We start from the raw sequence: 16181 nt of genomic DNA, 5'->3' as shown, positions 1-16181 counted from the left end.
GCCTTACACCAGCACGGGTTCCGGCTCGAGCCGCACGCCGAAGCGCGCCTCGACGTCGGCCTGGATCGCGCGTGCCAGCGCCATGATCTCGTGCCCCGTCGCGCCGCCATTGTTGACCAGCACGAGCGCCTGCTTCGGATAGACGCCCGCGCGTCCCAGGTTTTTCCCCTTCCAGCCGCAACGGTCGATCAGCCAGCCCGCGGCCAGCTTTTCGCTGCCGTCCGGCTGGGCGTGGTGCACGAGGTCCGGCCACGTGGCCAGCAGGCGCGCGCAGTGCTCGCGCGGCACGACCGGATTCTTGAAGAAGCTGCCCGCGTTGCCGATCTCGGCCGGATCGGGCAGCTTGCGGCGCCGGATCGCGATCACGGCATCCGCCACCGCGCGCGCGGTCGGCGCGGCGGTGTCTCGCACCGCCTGCGCCAGTTCCGCATAACGCAGGTTCGGCGTCCACGCGCGCGGCAGTGCGAACGTCACGTCCAGCACGACGAGCGTGCTGCCTTCCGCGTGCTTGAACACGCTGTCGCGGTAGCCGAAGCGGCAGGCGGCGGCGTCCATGGTGCGGATCGAACCGTCCGCGAAGTCGAACACGGTCAGCGAGTGAAAACAGTCCTTGACCTCGGCACCGTACGCGCCGATGTTCTGGATCGGCGACGCGCCGACCGTGCCCGGGATCAGTGCCATGTTCTCCAGGCCGCCCAGGCCCTGCGCGATCGTCCATTCCACGAACGCATGCCAGTTCTCCCCGGCCTGCGCGCGCACGAGGATGGCGTCGGCCGTCGCGCCGACGATCTCCCTGCCCTCCAGCCCCATGTGCAGCACGAGGGCATCGACCTCGTCGCGCGCGATCAGGAGGTTGCTGCCGCCGCCGAGCACGAGGCGCGGCAGCGCGGCCAGTTGCGCATCGGCGGCGACGGCCTGCAGCTGGGCCGGATCGGTCACGCGCAGGTAGCGCCGGGCGCGCGCGGGAATGCGGAACGTGTTGAAAGGAGCGAGGGAAACGTCGGTGGACAGGGACAGGTCGGCTGGCATGGCTGGGGCGGGTAGTGTTTGGCGCATTATAGTGGTTACAATATCGCCATTCATTACTGTGCAAGGAAAAAACAAGATGCCATCGTTTGATGTGGTCTGCGAAGCAGACATGGTCGAAGTCAAGAACGCCGTCGAGCAATCCAACAAGGAAATCGGCACCCGCTTCGACTTCAAGGGCAGCTCGGCCAAGGTCGAGCAGAAGGAACGCGAGATCACCGTGTTCGGCGATTCCGACTTCCAGCTCGGCCAGGTGCGCGACGTGCTGTTGAACAAGATGACCAAGCGTAAGGTCGACGTGCGCTTCCTCGACGAAGGCAAGGTCGAGAAGATCGGCGGCGACAAGGTCAAGCAGGTCCTCAAGGTGCGCAACGGCATCGAGACGGAAGACGCGAAGAAGATCACCAAGCTCATCAAGGAAAGCAAGATGAAGGTGCAGGCCTCGATCCAGGGTGAAACCGTGCGCGTCACCGGCAAGGATCGCGATACGCTGCAGGAAGCGATCGCGCTGCTGCGCAAGGACGTGAAGGATCTGCCGCTGGAATTCAACAACTTCCGCGACTGATCGCCCTCCGCCGGCACCGCACGATCGTGCGGGAAATGGTGCTCTCCGCCCGTCCGCGCGTGGGGTAAAATGCGGGCGAGCGAGCACGCCAGTCGGCGGCGTTACCTATAACAACGAGTTGAATAGCAATGAAACGTGTTGATGATTTCCGCCTGCGTTTGGGCAACAAGGAATATGTGCCCATCATGATCGGCGGAATGGGCGTGGACATTTCCACGTCGGAGCTGGCCCTGGAAGCGGCCCGTCTGGGCGGTATCGGCCACATTTCCGATGCGATGGTGCCGGACGTGTCGGACCGCAAGTTCGACACCAGCTTCGTCAAGGAAAAGACCAAGCTGTACAAGTTCAACATCAACAACATGGACAAGTCCGTCGTCCAGTTCGACCTCGACCGCCTGGCCGAGGCGACGCGCCTGCACGTGGGCGCGACCATGGCGGCGAAGAAAGGCGATGGCCTGATCTTCGTGAACTGCATGGAAAAGCTGACGATGAACGCGCCGAAGGAAACCCTGCGCACCCGCCTGTCGGCCGCGCTGGACGCGGGCATCGACGGCATCACGATGTCGGCCGGCCTGCACCTGGGCTCGTTCGAACTCATCAAGGACCATCCGCGCTTCCGCGACGCCAAGCTGGGCATCATCGTCTCGTCCGTCCGCGCCCTGCAACTGTTCCTGCGCAAGGTGTCGCGCCTGAACCGCCTGCCCGACTACGTGATCGTGGAAGGCCCGCTGGCCGGCGGCCACCTGGGCTTCGGCATGGAAGACTGGAAAGACTACGACCTGCACACGATCATGGACGAGATCCATGCGTACCTGGCCGCCGAAAAACTCGATATCCCGCTGATCGCCGCCGGCGGCATCTTCACGGGCAGCGACGCCGTGTCGTTCCTCGAAAAGGGCGCGGGCGGCGTACAGGTGGCGACCCGCTTCACTGTCACCCGCGAATGCGGCCTGCCGGATTCCGTCAAGCAGGAATATTTCCGCGCCAGCGAAGAAGACATCATCGTCAACGGCGTCTCGCCGACGGGTTATCCGATGCGCATGCTGAAGCAGACGCCGGCGATCGGCTCGGGCATCCGTCCCGGCTGCGAATCGTATGGCTACCTGCTGGACGCGACGGGCAACTGCGCCTACATCAATTCGTACAACCGCGAGGTGCAGGCGAATCCGGGCCAGAAGAACATCCAGGTGTTCGACAAGACGTGCCTGTGCACCCACATGCGCAACTTCAATTGCTGGACCTGCGGCTCGACGACGTACCGCCTGAAGGACACGACGCACAAGCTGTCGGACGGCACCTACCAGATCCTGTCCGCCGAGCACGTGTTCAAGGATTACCTGTTCAGCGTGGACAACCAGGTCGCGCTGCCGCCGCGCCAGGAAGCGGCCGCCTGACCGCTACCATCATCGACGAAAGGCGTGCTGCGGCACGCCTTTTCTTTTGGCGGAACGGAAGTACGGCCAGGCGGTCCAACGGGTTCCATCGACACCGGGAGCCGGCATGCACGAATCCGAACCGCCCAGCCGGTGCGTCTTTCTCACCGACGAGACCGGCACCATCGAGGCCTGGAACGACGGCTCCGCCGCGGTGTTCGGTGTGGCGGCCGGGCAGGTTCTCGGCCGCCCTGTCACCACGTTGTTCACGCCGCCGGGACGCGATGCCTGGAGCGTCGGCTGGCGCGCCCTCACCGGCCATCCCGAAGGGGCCGAAGTCCACGTCGAGCTCATGTGCGCGCGGGGACGCGTATTCGAAGGCACGCTGACGCTGGCGCCGCTGGTCGACGGCGAAAGCCACTTGCGAGGGTGCGCCGTCGCCGTCGCCACGGGCCGCATGCGGGGCGGCACGGAAGCCGAACGGGTCGCACGCACGCCGCTGTCCGACATCGTGGATACCTTCCCCGGCACCTTTTACGTGCTCAACCGTGACGGCCGCTTCGTTCTCTGGAACCACAACCTGGAAAAGGTCACGGAGATGACGCCGGACGAACTGGGCGCCACGCGCGCCCTCGACCTCATCGAACTGCCCCAGCGCGCGCCGCTGGCCAACGGCATCCGCGCCGCGTTCGACGACGGCGGCGAACTGAAGCTCGAGATCGACTTCGTGTCGCGCAGCGGCCGCGAGACGCCCGTGCTGCTGAACGGAACGAAGATCCGCTGCAACGGCGGCGAATATCTGTTCGGGACGGGCGTCGACCTGGCCGAACGACGCGCGCACGAACAGCAACTGCGCCTGCGCGAACGTGCCCTGCACGCGGCCAGCAACGGCATCCTGATCACCCGGCTGGACCACGGCCAGAGCTTCATCGAATACGTGAACCCGGCCTTCGAGCGCATCACCGGTTACGCGGCGGACGAAATCATCGGCACGGACCCGCGCTTCATGGCGGCACCCGGCATGGACCTGGCGGAGCGGGCCCAGCTGCGCGACGCGATCGCGGCGCGCACGGGCGCCAAGGTCGTGCTGCGCAACCTGCGCAAGAACGGCGAGCTGTTCTGGAACGACCTCTCCATCACGCCCGTGCAGGACGAGCATGGCGAAGTCACGCACTACATCGGCGTGCTCACCGACGTCACCGCGACCATGCTGCGCACGGCGCACCTGGAGCACGAGGTCAACCACGATCCGCTGACGGGCCTCGCCAACCGCAACCTGCTATGGGACCGGCTGGAGCAGGCGCTGCATCTCGCGCAGCGCCACAAGTCGCTCGTGGCCACGGTGCTGATCGACCTCGACAACTTCAAGACCATCAACGATACGTTCGGCCACGAGGCGGGCGACGTCGTGCTGAAGGTCGTCGCGCGCCGCCTGCAGGCGTCCGTGCGCGACAGCGACACGGTGGCGCGCATGTCCGGCGACGAGTTCGTGCTGATCCTCGCCAACCAGCCGTCGCTGCGTTTCACCCTGCGCATGGTCGAACGGCTGCGCCAGAGCTTCGCGATTCCCGTCGCCTTCAACAACCGCGAGATCCCCGTCGGCGCCAGCGTGGGCGTGTCGCTGTACCCGCACGACGGCGTCACGGCGGCGGAGCTCGTGCGCGCGGCCGACCTCGCGATGTACCACGGCAAGGGCAGCGGCCGCAACGACGTCCATTTCTTCTCGGCCGACATGAAGTCGACCACGGAAGCGAAGCACCGCATCGAATTGGCGCTGCGCGACGCGCTCGACCACGACGACCTGTTCCTGCTGTACCAGCCCCGCGTGGCCGTCGCGACCCGGCGCGTCGCGGGCTTCGAGGCGCTGCTGCGCTGGCGCCACCCGGACCAGGGCGTGCTGTCCCCCGCCTGCTTCCTCGCCGAGGCCGAGGAAAGCGGCGTGATCGTGCCCATCGGCCAGCGCGTGCTCGACCAGGCCTGCGCCTTCGCGGCCCGGTTGCGTGCGGCCGGGTACGTGAACGTGCCCGTGACCGTCAACGTCTCGCACCGCGAATACAGCCAGCCGGGATTTCTCGCCGGCCTGTCCGACCGGCTGACGCGCCACCGCCTGCCGCCGCGCAGCCTGCAGCTCGACCTGCGCATCGAGGCGCTGATCCGCAATCCGGCACTGGGCCAGGAACTGGCGGAACAACTCCATACGATGGGGGTCGACCTGTCCGTCGACGGGTTTGGGGCGGGCCTGTGCGACCTCGGCTATCTGCAGCAGCTGGCGGCCACCCAGGTCAAGCTGGCGCACACGACGGTCCAGACGCTGGACGACGGCGGCCGGGCCGTGGCCAAGAGCCTGATCGACATCGGGCACAACCTGAACATGGAAGTGGTGGCCGAGGCCGTGGAAACACGGCCCCAGCTGGATTTCCTCACCTCGCATGGCTGCGACCACATCCAGGGCATCTGGATCAGCGAGCCCCTCGCGGCGGAGGCGGCACAGCGCATGCTGGAAGAGCAGCAGCCCGCATAAGCGCAAAGGTGGGCACGGGGTGCCCACCACGCACACCGGTGGCCTAACCTTCGCTGGTAATCCGCCCGACCAGCGCGCCGAGCACGTCTTCCGCCATGTCGTTGGCCACCTGGCACGTCCCCGCATTCTCGTGCCCGCCACCACCGTACTCGAGCATCAACGCGCCGATATTCGTCTTCGACGTACGGTTGAGAATCGATTTGCCCGTCGCGAACACCGTATTCTGGTTCTTCAGGCCCCACAGCACGTGGATCGAGATATTCGTCTCGGGGAAGAGCGCATAGATGATGAACCGGTTGCCCGCATAGATCACGGGTTCCTCGCGCAGGTCGAGCACGACGAGGTTGCCGTGGACGTGCGCGCAGCGCCGGATCTGCTCCTTGCACAGCTCGCTGTGCTCGAAGTACAGCCGGGTACGCTCCTGCACGTCCGGCAGCTGCATGATCTGGGCGATCGTGTGGTTGCGGCAGTAATCGATCAGGTCCATCATCAGCTGGTAGTTCGAGATGCGGAAGTCGTGGAAGCGGCCCAGCCCCGTACGCGCATCCATCAGGAAATTCAGCAGGTTCCAGCCCTGCGGATCGAGCACTTCCTCGCGCGTGAAGCGCGCGGCGTCGGCCTTGTCGACGGCATCCATCATGTCGCGCCAGGCGGCCGGGAACGCCCGCGTGGCGCCGTAGTGGTCGTAGACGACTCTTGCGGCCGAGGGCGCCTTCGGGTCGATGACGTGGTTGTCGCGCCGGCCCGTGTTGCGGAGCGTTTCCGATAAGTGATGGTCGAATGCAAGGTGCGCGCCGGCAACGTACGGCAGATTCGTCGTGATATCGCGCGCACTGATCGCGATCTTGCCATCCTGCATGTCCTTCGGGTGGACGAACAGGATCTCGTCGATCAGGTCCAGGTGCTTGAGGAGGACGGCGCAGACGAGGCCGTCGAAATCGCTGCGGGTAACGAGGCGGTAACGCTTGGGAACGGCAGACATCGGCAAACCCCTTTCATGTCGAGAACGAAGCATGGGCTGGCGCAGCCAGGACGTCGGTCATCATACCGCGCAAGATTGCTAATTAACAGTTTTTCTATACGTCATCACGGCGTCATCAACCTGTGCATTCCAGGGCCCGAAACGTGCAGGCTGTCGCAAAGCGATGGCCGGCGCTCATGCCAGCGGTTACACTCGCCGCACCTTCTGAAAAAGATAAGTTTCATGCAAACACGGCGTTCTACCCAGCAAACTTTCTCGAATACCCTGTCGGCACTGTACCGGGCCTTCGACGCGGTCGCGACGTGGGTGACGCAACTGTCGTGGTGGAAGTTCTTCCTGTTCGCCGCGCTGATGCTGGTCTCCGGCAAGATTCTGCAGGACGAATTGTTCTCCAGCAGCGAAGAAGAGATCACGCGCACGGAACACAGCGCACGCCGGCCCGAACCGACCGTCACGATCGACGACAGCGGCATCCACATCAATCCGGGCAAGAACAGCCGGCGCGGCACGATCACGATCAATCCGGAAATCGAGGCGGCCAAGGCGGAAGCGGCAGCCAAGGCCGCGGAAGCGGCACACGCGGCGGCCGAGGGCAAGGCCGACGAGGCGCAGGCGAAGGCCGACGCCGCGGAACAGGCGGCCGACGAGGCGCAACACGCGGCCGACCCCGCCGCACCCGCCGCACCCGCCGAGCCCGCGCCGCCGGCACCGCCCGCCCCGCCCAAGGCGCCGGTCACGAAGACCCTGCGCGGCGCCAACGGCGAAGAGGTCCACATCGACCTGCCGCCGCAAATCGGCGAAGAATTGTCCAACGCCATCGAAGCGGCCGTCGACGACGCGGCCGAAGCAAAGGCACGCAGCTATCACAAGCAGGCGTCGACGTGGTTCACGAGCTTCGTCTGGCTGCTGATCCTCGCCCTGTTCGGCACGAAGGCGCTGGTGGGCGGCAAGAAGCGCGCGGAGGCCGAGATGCAGTCGGCCACGGCCGCCGCCGAGCGCGAGTCGATGCAGCGCCAGCTGTCCGAAGCGAAGATGCAGGCCATGCAGGCCCAAGTGGAGCCGCACTTCCTGTTCAATACGCTCGCTTCCGTCGAGCACCTGATCGAGACCAATCCGCCGCGCGCATCCGCCATGCAGCGGACACTCATCCAGTACCTGCGCGCCGTGCTGCCGCAGATGCGCGACAACAACCTCGTCACGAACCTGGGCCGCGAAGTCGACATGGTCAAGTCCTACCTCGACCTGCTCAAGATGCGCATGGAAGAACGCCTGACGGTCGAACTGAGCGTGCCGGACGGCCTGCGCAGCGCGGCGTTTCCCCCGATGATGCTGCAATCGATGGTCGAGAACGCGATCAAGCACGGCCTCGAATGCAAACCCGAGGGCGGCCACCTGGCCGTCAGGGCGGAAGTGGTCGACAGCAAGCTGCGCGTGACGGTCGCGGACGACGGCGTCGGCTTCGGCGTCATGCCCAGCAAGGGCACCGGCCTCGGGCTGTCGAACATCCGCGAGCGTTTGAAATTGCTGCACGGCGAGGCGGGCCAGCTGCACATCGCGGCCAACAGCCCGACCGGGGTCATCGCCACCATCGAGGTCCCGTACCAGCTTGCACCGAAGTAAGCATTTCGGGTATTGCCTGTACCGACGATTCGTTGAATAATCGACACTCCTTCACTGCCTGCCCCCGACCATGCCTACCGCTATCATTGCCGACGACGAAAGACTGATGCGCGACCTGCTGCGCACCCGATTGTCCCAGGTGTGGCCGGATCTCGAGATCATCGGCGAAGCGAAGAACGGCGACGAGGCCGTGCAACTCGTCGACGACCTGAAGCCCGACCTGACCTTCCTCGACATCCGCATGCCGGGCAAGACGGGCATGGAAGCGGCGCGCGACATCGGCGACGCCAGCCAGGTCGTGTTCGTCACCGCATACGACCAGTACGCCGTGGAAGCGTTCGAGCGGGGCGCCATCGACTACGTGCTGAAACCGCCCGAGCCCGAGCGCCTCAAGATCACCGTCGAGCGCCTGAAGGAACGCCTGGCGACGCCCGCGCAGGCGGCCACCGCGTCCGTCAACGTCAGCGACACGGTGACCGCGATGCTGTCCCAGCTCGCCGAAAAGATCGCGGCGCCGAAGCCGAAATACCTGCAATGGATCCAGGCCAGCATCGGCCAGGACCTGCGCATGATCCCGGTCGAGGAAATCCTGTTTTTCCGTTCCGACGAAAAATATACCTGCGTTCAAACGGAGAAATTCGAAGCACTGATCCGCAAGCCGGTGCGCGACCTGGCCGAAGAACTCGATCCGTCGCTGTTCTGGCAGATCCACCGCGCCACGCTCGTGAACGTCAACGCCATCGAAGGCGTGACGCGCGACATCCGTGGCCGCCACTTGGTGCTGATCAAGGGCCGCTCGGAAAAACTGGAAGTCAGCCGCAGCTTCCTGCACCTCTTCAAGCAGATGTAAGTCAAGCCAGCAGTTTGCACGGCGGGTAAGGTAGATGCCAGATCCGCACAGCGGGTTGTTTTCTATCAAGCAAGTTGAATGAAACGCCCGCGCCGCCCCCGCGCTTCCGGCAGGACCGCAACCTGGCTTCTGGCCGGGTTCGCGGCCGGCTATTGGCTGGGCCGGCGCTTCCGACAGGAGCCCGACACCGTGCAGGCCAGCCGCCAGATCGTCAACCACGTCAGCGAAGCCATCATTTCCGCCGACCAGTCGAACACCATCGTCATGGCCAATCCGGCCGCGGCAGCCCTGTTCGGCACGAGCGTCGAGCAAATGGTGGGGAGTCCGCTGGGACGCTACATCGAGCCGCCGAACGCGGACGTCGACGAACCCGTGGACTATTTCCGCCCCGGCAGCGGCCGCGCGGGCCGCCGCGCCACCGACTACACGGTCATGGGCCTGCGCGGGGATGGTGAACGCTTCCCCATCGAGGGTTCCATTTCACGCACCAACGGCAACGCACCGTTCTACACGGTCGTCATGCGCGACGTCAGCGACCGCCGCCGCGTGCAGGAAAAACTCACGCGCTCGCACGACCAGCTGCGCCAGCTGTCCGCCGCGCTGCAGACCATCCGCGAGGAAGAGCGCACCCACATCGCGCGCGAACTGCACGACGACCTCGGCCAGCTGCTCGCATCGCTGCGCATGGACCTCACCCTGCTGCAACACGCCGACGGCACGCCCAGCGAAAGCCTGCGGCTGATGCGCGGCATGGAAGACAATCTGCTGACCGCGATCACGTCGCTGCGCCGCATCGCCACCAACCTGCGTCCGCGCGCGCTCGACGAAGGCGGCCTGTATTTCGCGCTGCAGGGCCTGCGCGACGATTTCATCGAACGCTACGCGATCCCCACCACCCTGCTGGCCGACGAGGCCGAGCTGCGCCTGGACGACACGGCCAGCACGGCCATCTTCCGCATCGTGCAGGAAGCGCTGACGAACATCGCCCGCCATGCGCAGGCCACCCGCGTCATGATGAATCTGTTCCGGCTGAACAGCGACCTGCTCATCACGATCCGCGACGATGGCCGCGGGATCCGTCCGCAAGACATGGAAAAGGCGGAATCCCTGGGCCTGATCGGCATGCGCGAACGGGTCTGGGCGATGAAGGGCGAGATCTCGATCGGCGCCGACGAGCCGCACGGCACCCGTATCGACATCGTGCTGCCGCTGCACGATCACCTCGTGTAACCCTGTCGTCACACATTGATGACAACAGAAGTGAAAGTAAGCGTGGTAATTTCGCAACATTTCACTGTGTCATCAAATCGACATATCGCTTCGATAAGATGCCTGCCAATCAAGCAATAGACCACATTGTTTGAATCGTCCGACATCTTATTGGAGAATCCTGAATGCAAGTCAAACGCCTGGCCGCAGCCGTGGTCGCCCTCACCCCCCTGTTCGCCGCCGCCCAGACCAACGTGACCCTGTACGGTGTCGTCGACGCCGCCATCGAGTCCGGCGACGCCGGCAATCCGGACGGCCGCCACACCAACGTCCAGTCGGGCAACCAGTCGGGCAGCCGCTTCGGCTTCCGCGGTTCGGAAGACCTGGGCAACGGCCTGAAGGCCATCTTCAACCTGGAAGCGGGCGTTGCCGTCGACACCGGCGCGCAGGATTCCTCCGGCCTGTTCCAGCGCCGCGCCGTCGTCGGTCTGGAAGGCGCCTTCGGTACCCTGACGCTGGGCCGCGAATACTCGCCGATCGCCGTCGTGGCCGGCGCCTCCGACGAATTCGGCCAGGGCTTCTACGGCACCAACCTGTCGGCCTTCGGTTCGGGCAAGGTAACCCGCCGCCTGGCCAACTCGGTCAACTACAAGAGCGCGTCGTTCAACGGCTTCGACCTGCTGGCCACGTATTCCGCCGGCGAAAAAACCACGGGTCCGTCGGGCGACCTGAAAGGCATCGGTGCCGAATACAAGATGGGCGGTCTGTACCTGGGCGCCGCCTACCACACGCTGAAGCGCGTTTCGTCGGGCAACGACAAGGAATACGGCGCGGGCGCCGCCTACACGTTCGCCGACGTCGGCGGCCTGGAGATCAAGGCCAACTACCTGTCGGCCGATCCGGACGGCGCGAACAACAAGTTCAAGCAGTACAACCTGGGCGCCGGCTACCCGTTCGGCCCGAGCAAGGTCTACGTGAACCTGCAGCAGAACAAGCTGGAAAACGGCGCCAAGGGCAATGCCTGGGCACTGGCCTACAGCTACTCGCTGTCGAAGCGCACGAACCTGTACGCGTCGTACGCCAACATGAACAACAACGGCCTGGCCACCTTCGGCCTGAACTCGGGTTCGAACAACCTGACCCCGGCCGCGACGTCGCTGGGTGGCGATCCGTCGGTGTTCACCGTCGGCATGCGCCACTCGTTCTAAGTACGCCGTCATTCGCGTGGGCACCCGTGCCCACGCGTCATTTCAGCCGGCAGGTCAACAACCAGTAATACGTCAGGCGCTCGATGCGGATCTCCCTCACCTCGCCGCCCAGCCGCTTGCGCAGCGCGCTGTCGGCCGGATAATTCTTCGGCAACTCGAACCGCTCGCCGTCCGGCGCCGCGACGATTTCATACGTATTGCCTTGCGCATCCGTGCGCGCGATCGTCGTGCTGCTGCCCTCGACGTAGGCGTCGTCCAGCAGGATCAGGGAAACGTCGTGGCCGAGCCTCGCGCGCAGCTGGGCCAGCAGCGCATCCTGCTCGTCGCGCTTCAGGTGCGACCACCAGAAACCGATGAACACGCAAGTAAACGTACCCAGGTCCTCGGGCAGATCGAGGCCGTCCACCTTGCGGAACGCGACCTTGCCCTCTGGGAAGCGGCGCGTCTGGGCCCGGGCGAGCATGGCGTCGAGGATATCGGTGGCCAGCACCTTGTCGGCGTTCGCCGCGATCACTTCCGTCCAGTAGCCGGTGCCGCAGGCCAGTTCCAGCACGGTCTGCCCGCGTACCAGTTGCGCGATGCGTTCGCGTACCTTCGATAAGTCGTTGGCGCGTTCCGCCCGCGACAGCGCGGCGTCGGCCGCCTGCGTGCTGCTCGCGTAGTAACGCGCGACGGGGTCATTCTGTCGATTCATGGTATTAAAGCTCGTAATTTTCACTGGTGCCGCGCATGGCGGACTCGACCATCTTGCGGTTGAGCGTGGGGGCCAGCAGCTCGATGAACGTATAAATATAGCTGCGCAGATAGGCGCCCTGCTTGACGGCCACGCGCGATATGTTCATGCCGAACAGATGGCCCACGGGAATCGCGCGCAGGTTGCGGTCGCGTTCCTGGTCGAAGGCCATGCCGGCGATGATGCCGATCCCCATGCCCAACTCCACGTACGTCTTGATGACGTCGGCGTCGATCGCTTCCAGCAGGACGTCCGGCTTGAGATTGCGCAGTTCGAACGCATGGTCGATCTTGCTACGGCCCGCGAAGGCGGCGTCGTACGTGATCAGCGGGTAGCCCGCGATCTCTTCCAGCGAGATCGCCTTCGATTTCGTCAGCGGGTGCTCGTGCGGCACGACGAGGACGTGTTCCCATTGATAACACGGCAAGGTGATCAGCCCGTCGACCGCCGCGATCGATTCCGTCGCGATGGCGAGATCGGCCTGGTCGTTCTTGACCATGTCGGCGATCTGGCGCGGGTTGCCTTGCAATAAAGACAACCTGACTTTCGGGAAGCGCTGCATGAACGCCTGCACGACCTTCGGCAGCATGTAGCGCGCCTGCGTGTGCGTGGTGGCGATGGTGAAGCTGCCGCTGTCCTGGGCGGCGTATTCCTTGCCGATGCGCTTGAGGCTGTCGATCTCCTGCATGATCAGCTCGACCGATTGCAGGACGAGGCGGCCCGGTTCCGTCAGGCCGCGGATGCGCTTGCCGTGGCGGGTGAAGATGTCGACCCCGAGCTCCTCTTCCAGCTCGATGATGGCTTTCGACACCCCGGGTTGCGACGTGAACAACGCCTTGGCGGCGTCGGTCAGGTTGTAGTTCTGGCGGACCGCTTCGCGCACGAAACGTAGTTGGTGTAGGTTCATTGCCCTTATCTTGTCAATCTGATGCCGCATTTTACAAGGATGCTTATACCGCAGGCTCATATAAGCAAATAAATTCTCCGTCGTTTGGAATATAGCTGGATTTTATTAATATTCGGGATAGTTTGGGTCAGGATTGGCCCGCCCCCTTAGGAATCTTGCCCATGTACCGTTACGACCAATACGACCATCTCATCGTACGTGAACGCATCGCCCAGTACCGCGACCAGGTACGGCGCCGTCTCGCCGACGAGCTGACCGAAGAAGAATTCCTGCCGCTGCGCTTGCAGAACGGCCTGTACATGCAGCGTCATGCCTACATGCTGCGCATCGCCGTGCCGTACGGCCTGCTGTCGACGGCGCAGATGCGCATGTTCGCCCACATCGCCCGCAAGTACGACCGCGGCTATGGCCACTTCACGACGCGCCAGAACATCCAGTTCAACTGGATCGAGCTGGAACAGACCCCGGACATCCTGACCGACCTGGCCTCGGTCGAAATGCACGCGATCCAGACGTCGGGCAATTGCATCCGTAACACGACGACGGACGAATTCGCCGGTGTCGCCGCCGACGAGATCGTCGATGCGCGCCCATACGCGGAAATCATCCGCCAGTGGAGCACGTTCCACCCCGAGTTCATCGCCCTGCCCCGCAAGTTCAAGATCGCGATCAATGGCGCCGTGGAAGACCGCGCCGCGATCGCCGTCCACGACATCGGCCTGACCGCCGTGCGCAACGACGCCGGTGAAGTCGGCTTCAAGTTCATGGTGGGGGGTGGTCTCGGCCGTACGCCGATCCTGGGCAGCGTGATCAACGACTTCGTGCCCTGGCAGCACCTGCTGACGTACACGGAAGCGATCATGCGCGTGTACAACCAGTTCGGCCGCCGCGACAACAAGTACAAGGCCCGCATCAAGATTCTGGTAAAAGCCGTGGGCGCCGAGGAATTCGCGCGCATGGTCGAGGCGGAATTCGCCGACCTGAAGGATGGTCCGGAAACACTGACCCGCGAGGAAGTCGAACGCGTGGCGCAATGGTTCAATCCGAAGCCCTACCTGACCCTGCCCAGCATCGATCCCCGTGCGGAGCATGCCGACAACAAGGCGTTCGCCAACTGGCTGCAGCGCAACGTCAAGCCGCACAAGGTGCCGGGCTATGCGTCCGTCGTGCTGTCGCTGAAGAAAACCGGCGTGCCGCCGGGCGACGCGACCGCCGAGCAGATGGATTTCGTGGCCGAGCTGGCCGACAAGTACAGCTTCGGCGAACTGCGTGTGACGCACGAGCAGAACCTCGTGCTGGCCGACGTCGAGCAGGCCAAGCTGTTCGAGATCTGGCAGCAGGCGAAGGCCCGCGGCCTCGCGACGCCGAACATCGGCCTGTTGACCGACATGATCTCGTGCCCGGGCGGCGACTACTGCTCGCTGGCGAACGCGAAGTCGATCCCGATCGCGGCCGCCATCGCCGAGCGTTTCGACAACCTGGACTTCCAGCACGACATCGGCGACATCGAACTGAACATCTCGGGCTGCATCAACGCCTGCGGCCACCACCACGTGGGCCACATCGGCGTGCTGGGCGTGGACAAGGACGGTTCCGAGTGGTATCAGGTATCGATCGGCGGCGCACAGGGCAACGAGTCGGCCATCGGCAAGATCATCGGCCCGTCGTTCTCCGCACCGCAGATGCCGGAAGTCATCGGCCGCCTGCTCGAGGTTTATGTGAAGAATCGCGTCGAGGGCGAACGCTTCGTCGACGTGGCGCAGCGCCTCGGTGTCGCGCCGTTCAAGGAACATGTGTATGCCACGCCGATCCCGGCCGGCGCATTGGTTGGGGAAGACGAATATGCCTAATTTCGAATTGCACTCGCACAAGCAGATCATCAAGCACCGCGAGGTGGTGGATGACGATTGGAGCGTCCTGAAACTCGTCGAAGACGGCACCCCGGAAACCGTTGAAGTCCCGGCCGGCAAGATCATCGTCCCGGTCAAGGTCTGGCTGGCGCAGCGCGAACAGCTGCTGGGCCGCGCGGAGCGTCGGGAACTGGGCATCTGGTTCGCATCGGACGAGCTGGCCACGACGGTCAAGGACGACCTCGACAAGTTCGCCGTCGTCGCCGTCGACTTCCCGAAATTCAGCGACGGCCGCGGCTACTCGATCGCCTACAACCTGCGCAAGCGCCTGGGCTACCAGGGCGAGCTGCGCGCGATCGGCGACGTGCTGCGCGACCAGCTGTTCCAGATGGTCCGCTGCGGCTTCAATGCCTATGCGACGCGCCAGGACCGCAACATCCATGACGCACTGAAAGGCCTGACGGTATTCTCGGAAACGTACCAGGCGGCGGTCGACAACCCGCTGCCGCTGTTCCGCCGCCACGAGCGCGGCGCGTTGCCCGAGCACAGCGACGTCGGCGCCGGCATCTGACGATCAAACAAGGAAACCCATGAGCGACCTGAACGCGCGGGTGAATGAAACCCGCGGCATCCTGGAGCGCATTGCGCGCGATTTTTCGCCTGCCGTGTTCGCTTCCAGCCTGGCGGCCGAGGACATGGTCCTCACCGACCTGATCTTGAAGGCCGGCCTGCCGATCACCATCTTCTCGCTGGAGACCGGCCGCCTGCACAAGGAAACCCTGGCCATGATCGACAAGGTCAAGGCCCACTACGGCTACGACATCGTCGTGATGCGTCCGAAGCAGGAACTGGTCGACGAATACGTGAGCAAAAACGGCCTGAACGCGTTCTACGACAGCGTCGAGATGCGCAAGGGCTGCTGCTACGTGCGCAAGGTCGAACCGCTGGGCCGCGCGCTCGCCGGCAACAAGGCATGGATCACGGGCCAGCGCCGCGCGCAGTCGACGACGCGCAGCGACCTGCCGGTGCAGGAAGACGATACGGCGCACGGCCTGGCCAAGTTCAATCCGCTGGCCGACTGGAGCGAAGAGGACGTGTGGGAATACATCCGCGCCAATAACGTGCCGTACAACGACCTGCACGACCGCGGCTACCCGTCGATCGGCTGCGAACCCTGCACCCGCGCGATCCAGCCGGGCGAGGACGTGCGCGCCGGCCGCTGGTGGTGGGAAAACGCCGACTCCAAGGAATGCGGATTGCACCTCGTGGACGGCAAGCTCATTCGAATCAAATCCGTAGCCCCGGCCTAATTGGCCAATCAAGACATCACAGGCTCA

General features: G+C 64.5%; 13 protein-coding genes and 1 pseudogene. 10 read left to right on the top strand and 4 right to left on the bottom strand.

The features are described 5' to 3' along the window. Positions 1-3: 3 nt before the first annotated feature. Positions 4-1029: a UDP-N-acetylmuramate dehydrogenase gene (gene murB, locus ACEN98_RS24125; RefSeq protein ID WP_413387442.1), complete on the bottom strand. Its 1026-nt coding sequence runs from the start codon at positions 1027-1029 to the stop codon at positions 4-6. Positions 1030-1105: 76 nt separating this feature from the next. Between murB and ACEN98_RS24120 the strand changes: the two genes are divergently transcribed. The 3 genes from ACEN98_RS24120 to ACEN98_RS24110 all read left to right on the top strand — a co-directional run bounded on the left by ACEN98_RS24120 (position 1106) and on the right by ACEN98_RS24110 (position 5485). After that, a complete protein-coding gene (locus ACEN98_RS24120; protein WP_056127174.1) occupies positions 1106-1591 on the top strand; it encodes a YajQ family cyclic di-GMP-binding protein in 486 nt (161 codons plus the stop codon). A gap of 128 nt (positions 1592-1719) precedes the next feature. Then, positions 1720-2985: a nitronate monooxygenase gene (locus ACEN98_RS24115; RefSeq protein WP_413387441.1), complete on the top strand. Its 1266-nt coding sequence runs from the start codon at positions 1720-1722 to the stop codon at positions 2983-2985. Positions 2986-3091: 106 nt separating this feature from the next. Then, on the top strand, positions 3092-5485 hold the full coding sequence (locus ACEN98_RS24110; protein WP_413387440.1) for an EAL domain-containing protein: 2394 nt from the start codon (positions 3092-3094) through the stop codon (positions 5483-5485). A gap of 43 nt (positions 5486-5528) precedes the next feature. On the opposite strand, the gene ACEN98_RS24105 is transcribed toward ACEN98_RS24110, so the two are convergent. Then, entirely contained in the window at positions 5529-6467 is a 939-nt protein-coding gene (locus ACEN98_RS24105) for an exopolyphosphatase (protein WP_413387439.1), read from the bottom strand. Between the two features lie 222 nt (positions 6468-6689). Here ACEN98_RS24105 and ACEN98_RS24100 point away from each other — a divergent pair, with 222 nt between their 5' ends. The 4 genes from ACEN98_RS24100 to ACEN98_RS24085 all read left to right on the top strand — a co-directional run bounded on the left by ACEN98_RS24100 (position 6690) and on the right by ACEN98_RS24085 (position 11354). Continuing rightward, positions 6690-8087: a sensor histidine kinase gene (locus tag ACEN98_RS24100; protein ID WP_413387438.1), complete on the top strand. Its 1398-nt coding sequence runs from the start codon at positions 6690-6692 to the stop codon at positions 8085-8087. A 70-nt stretch (positions 8088-8157) separates the two neighbouring features. After that, the gene (locus tag ACEN98_RS24095; protein WP_413340583.1) at positions 8158-8937 is read left to right on the top strand and encodes a LytR/AlgR family response regulator transcription factor; all 780 of its coding nucleotides are present in this window, start codon (positions 8158-8160) and stop codon (positions 8935-8937) included. A 78-nt stretch (positions 8938-9015) separates the two neighbouring features. Then, positions 9016-10167, top strand: a complete 1152-nt coding sequence (locus ACEN98_RS24090) for a PAS domain-containing sensor histidine kinase (RefSeq protein WP_413387437.1) — start codon at positions 9016-9018, stop codon at positions 10165-10167. 164 nt (positions 10168-10331) lie between these two features. After that, complete coding sequence (locus ACEN98_RS24085) at positions 10332-11354, top strand: porin (protein ID WP_371762845.1); 1023 nt, start codon at positions 10332-10334, stop codon at positions 11352-11354. Positions 11355-11391: 37 nt separating this feature from the next. Here the strand turns inward: ACEN98_RS24085 and ACEN98_RS24080 are convergent, their stop codons facing one another. Beyond that, the gene (locus tag ACEN98_RS24080) at positions 11392-12048 is read right to left on the bottom strand and encodes a class I SAM-dependent methyltransferase (protein ID WP_413387436.1); all 657 of its coding nucleotides are present in this window, start codon (positions 12046-12048) and stop codon (positions 11392-11394) included. A 4-nt stretch (positions 12049-12052) separates the two neighbouring features. Then, complete coding sequence (locus ACEN98_RS24075; protein ID WP_413387435.1) at positions 12053-12994, bottom strand: CysB family HTH-type transcriptional regulator; 942 nt, start codon at positions 12992-12994, stop codon at positions 12053-12055. 161 nt (positions 12995-13155) lie between these two features. On the opposite strand from ACEN98_RS24075, the gene ACEN98_RS24070 reads away from it, so the two are divergent. The 3 genes and pseudogenes from ACEN98_RS24070 to ACEN98_RS24060 form a co-directional block, all read left to right on the top strand. After that, positions 13156-14844, top strand: coding sequence for a nitrite/sulfite reductase (locus ACEN98_RS24070; protein WP_413387434.1), 1689 nt, complete (start codon positions 13156-13158; stop codon positions 14842-14844). Next, positions 14837-15415, top strand: coding sequence for a DUF934 domain-containing protein (locus ACEN98_RS24065; RefSeq protein WP_413387433.1), 579 nt, complete (start codon positions 14837-14839; stop codon positions 15413-15415). Before ACEN98_RS24070 ends, ACEN98_RS24065 begins: the two co-directional genes overlap by 8 nt. Further along, positions 15384-16154: pseudogene (locus ACEN98_RS24060) on the top strand (phosphoadenylyl-sulfate reductase); the annotation flags it as partial. The gene ACEN98_RS24065 and the pseudogene ACEN98_RS24060, both read left to right, overlap by 32 nt. Positions 16155-16181: the final 27 nt, after the last annotated feature.

The organism is Massilia sp. CT11-137, from assembly GCF_047302885.1.
Lineage (GTDB): Bacteria > Pseudomonadota > Gammaproteobacteria > Burkholderiales > Burkholderiaceae_D > Telluria > Telluria orientalis.
Note: the sequence above shows the minus strand (reverse complement) of the source record. Positions and strands in the feature narration are given on the sequence as shown.

Coding starts and splice junctions, on each gene's coding strand:
- murB (WP_413387442.1), bottom strand. CDS start 1,029: ATGCCAGCCGACCTGTCCCTGTCCACCGACGTTTCCCTCGCTCCTTTC.
- ACEN98_RS24120 (WP_056127174.1), top strand. CDS start 1,106: ATGCCATCGTTTGATGTGGTCTGCGAAGCAGACATGGTCGAAGTCAAG.
- ACEN98_RS24115 (WP_413387441.1), top strand. CDS start 1,720: ATGAAACGTGTTGATGATTTCCGCCTGCGTTTGGGCAACAAGGAATAT.
- ACEN98_RS24110 (WP_413387440.1), top strand. CDS start 3,092: ATGCACGAATCCGAACCGCCCAGCCGGTGCGTCTTTCTCACCGACGAG.
- ACEN98_RS24105 (WP_413387439.1), bottom strand. CDS start 6,467: ATGTCTGCCGTTCCCAAGCGTTACCGCCTCGTTACCCGCAGCGATTTC.
- ACEN98_RS24100 (WP_413387438.1), top strand. CDS start 6,690: ATGCAAACACGGCGTTCTACCCAGCAAACTTTCTCGAATACCCTGTCG.
- ACEN98_RS24095 (WP_413340583.1), top strand. CDS start 8,158: ATGCCTACCGCTATCATTGCCGACGACGAAAGACTGATGCGCGACCTG.
- ACEN98_RS24090 (WP_413387437.1), top strand. CDS start 9,016: ATGAAACGCCCGCGCCGCCCCCGCGCTTCCGGCAGGACCGCAACCTGG.
- ACEN98_RS24085 (WP_371762845.1), top strand. CDS start 10,332: ATGCAAGTCAAACGCCTGGCCGCAGCCGTGGTCGCCCTCACCCCCCTG.
- ACEN98_RS24080 (WP_413387436.1), bottom strand. CDS start 12,048: ATGAATCGACAGAATGACCCCGTCGCGCGTTACTACGCGAGCAGCACG.
- ACEN98_RS24075 (WP_413387435.1), bottom strand. CDS start 12,994: ATGAACCTACACCAACTACGTTTCGTGCGCGAAGCGGTCCGCCAGAAC.
- ACEN98_RS24070 (WP_413387434.1), top strand. CDS start 13,156: ATGTACCGTTACGACCAATACGACCATCTCATCGTACGTGAACGCATC.
- ACEN98_RS24065 (WP_413387433.1), top strand. CDS start 14,837: ATGCCTAATTTCGAATTGCACTCGCACAAGCAGATCATCAAGCACCGC.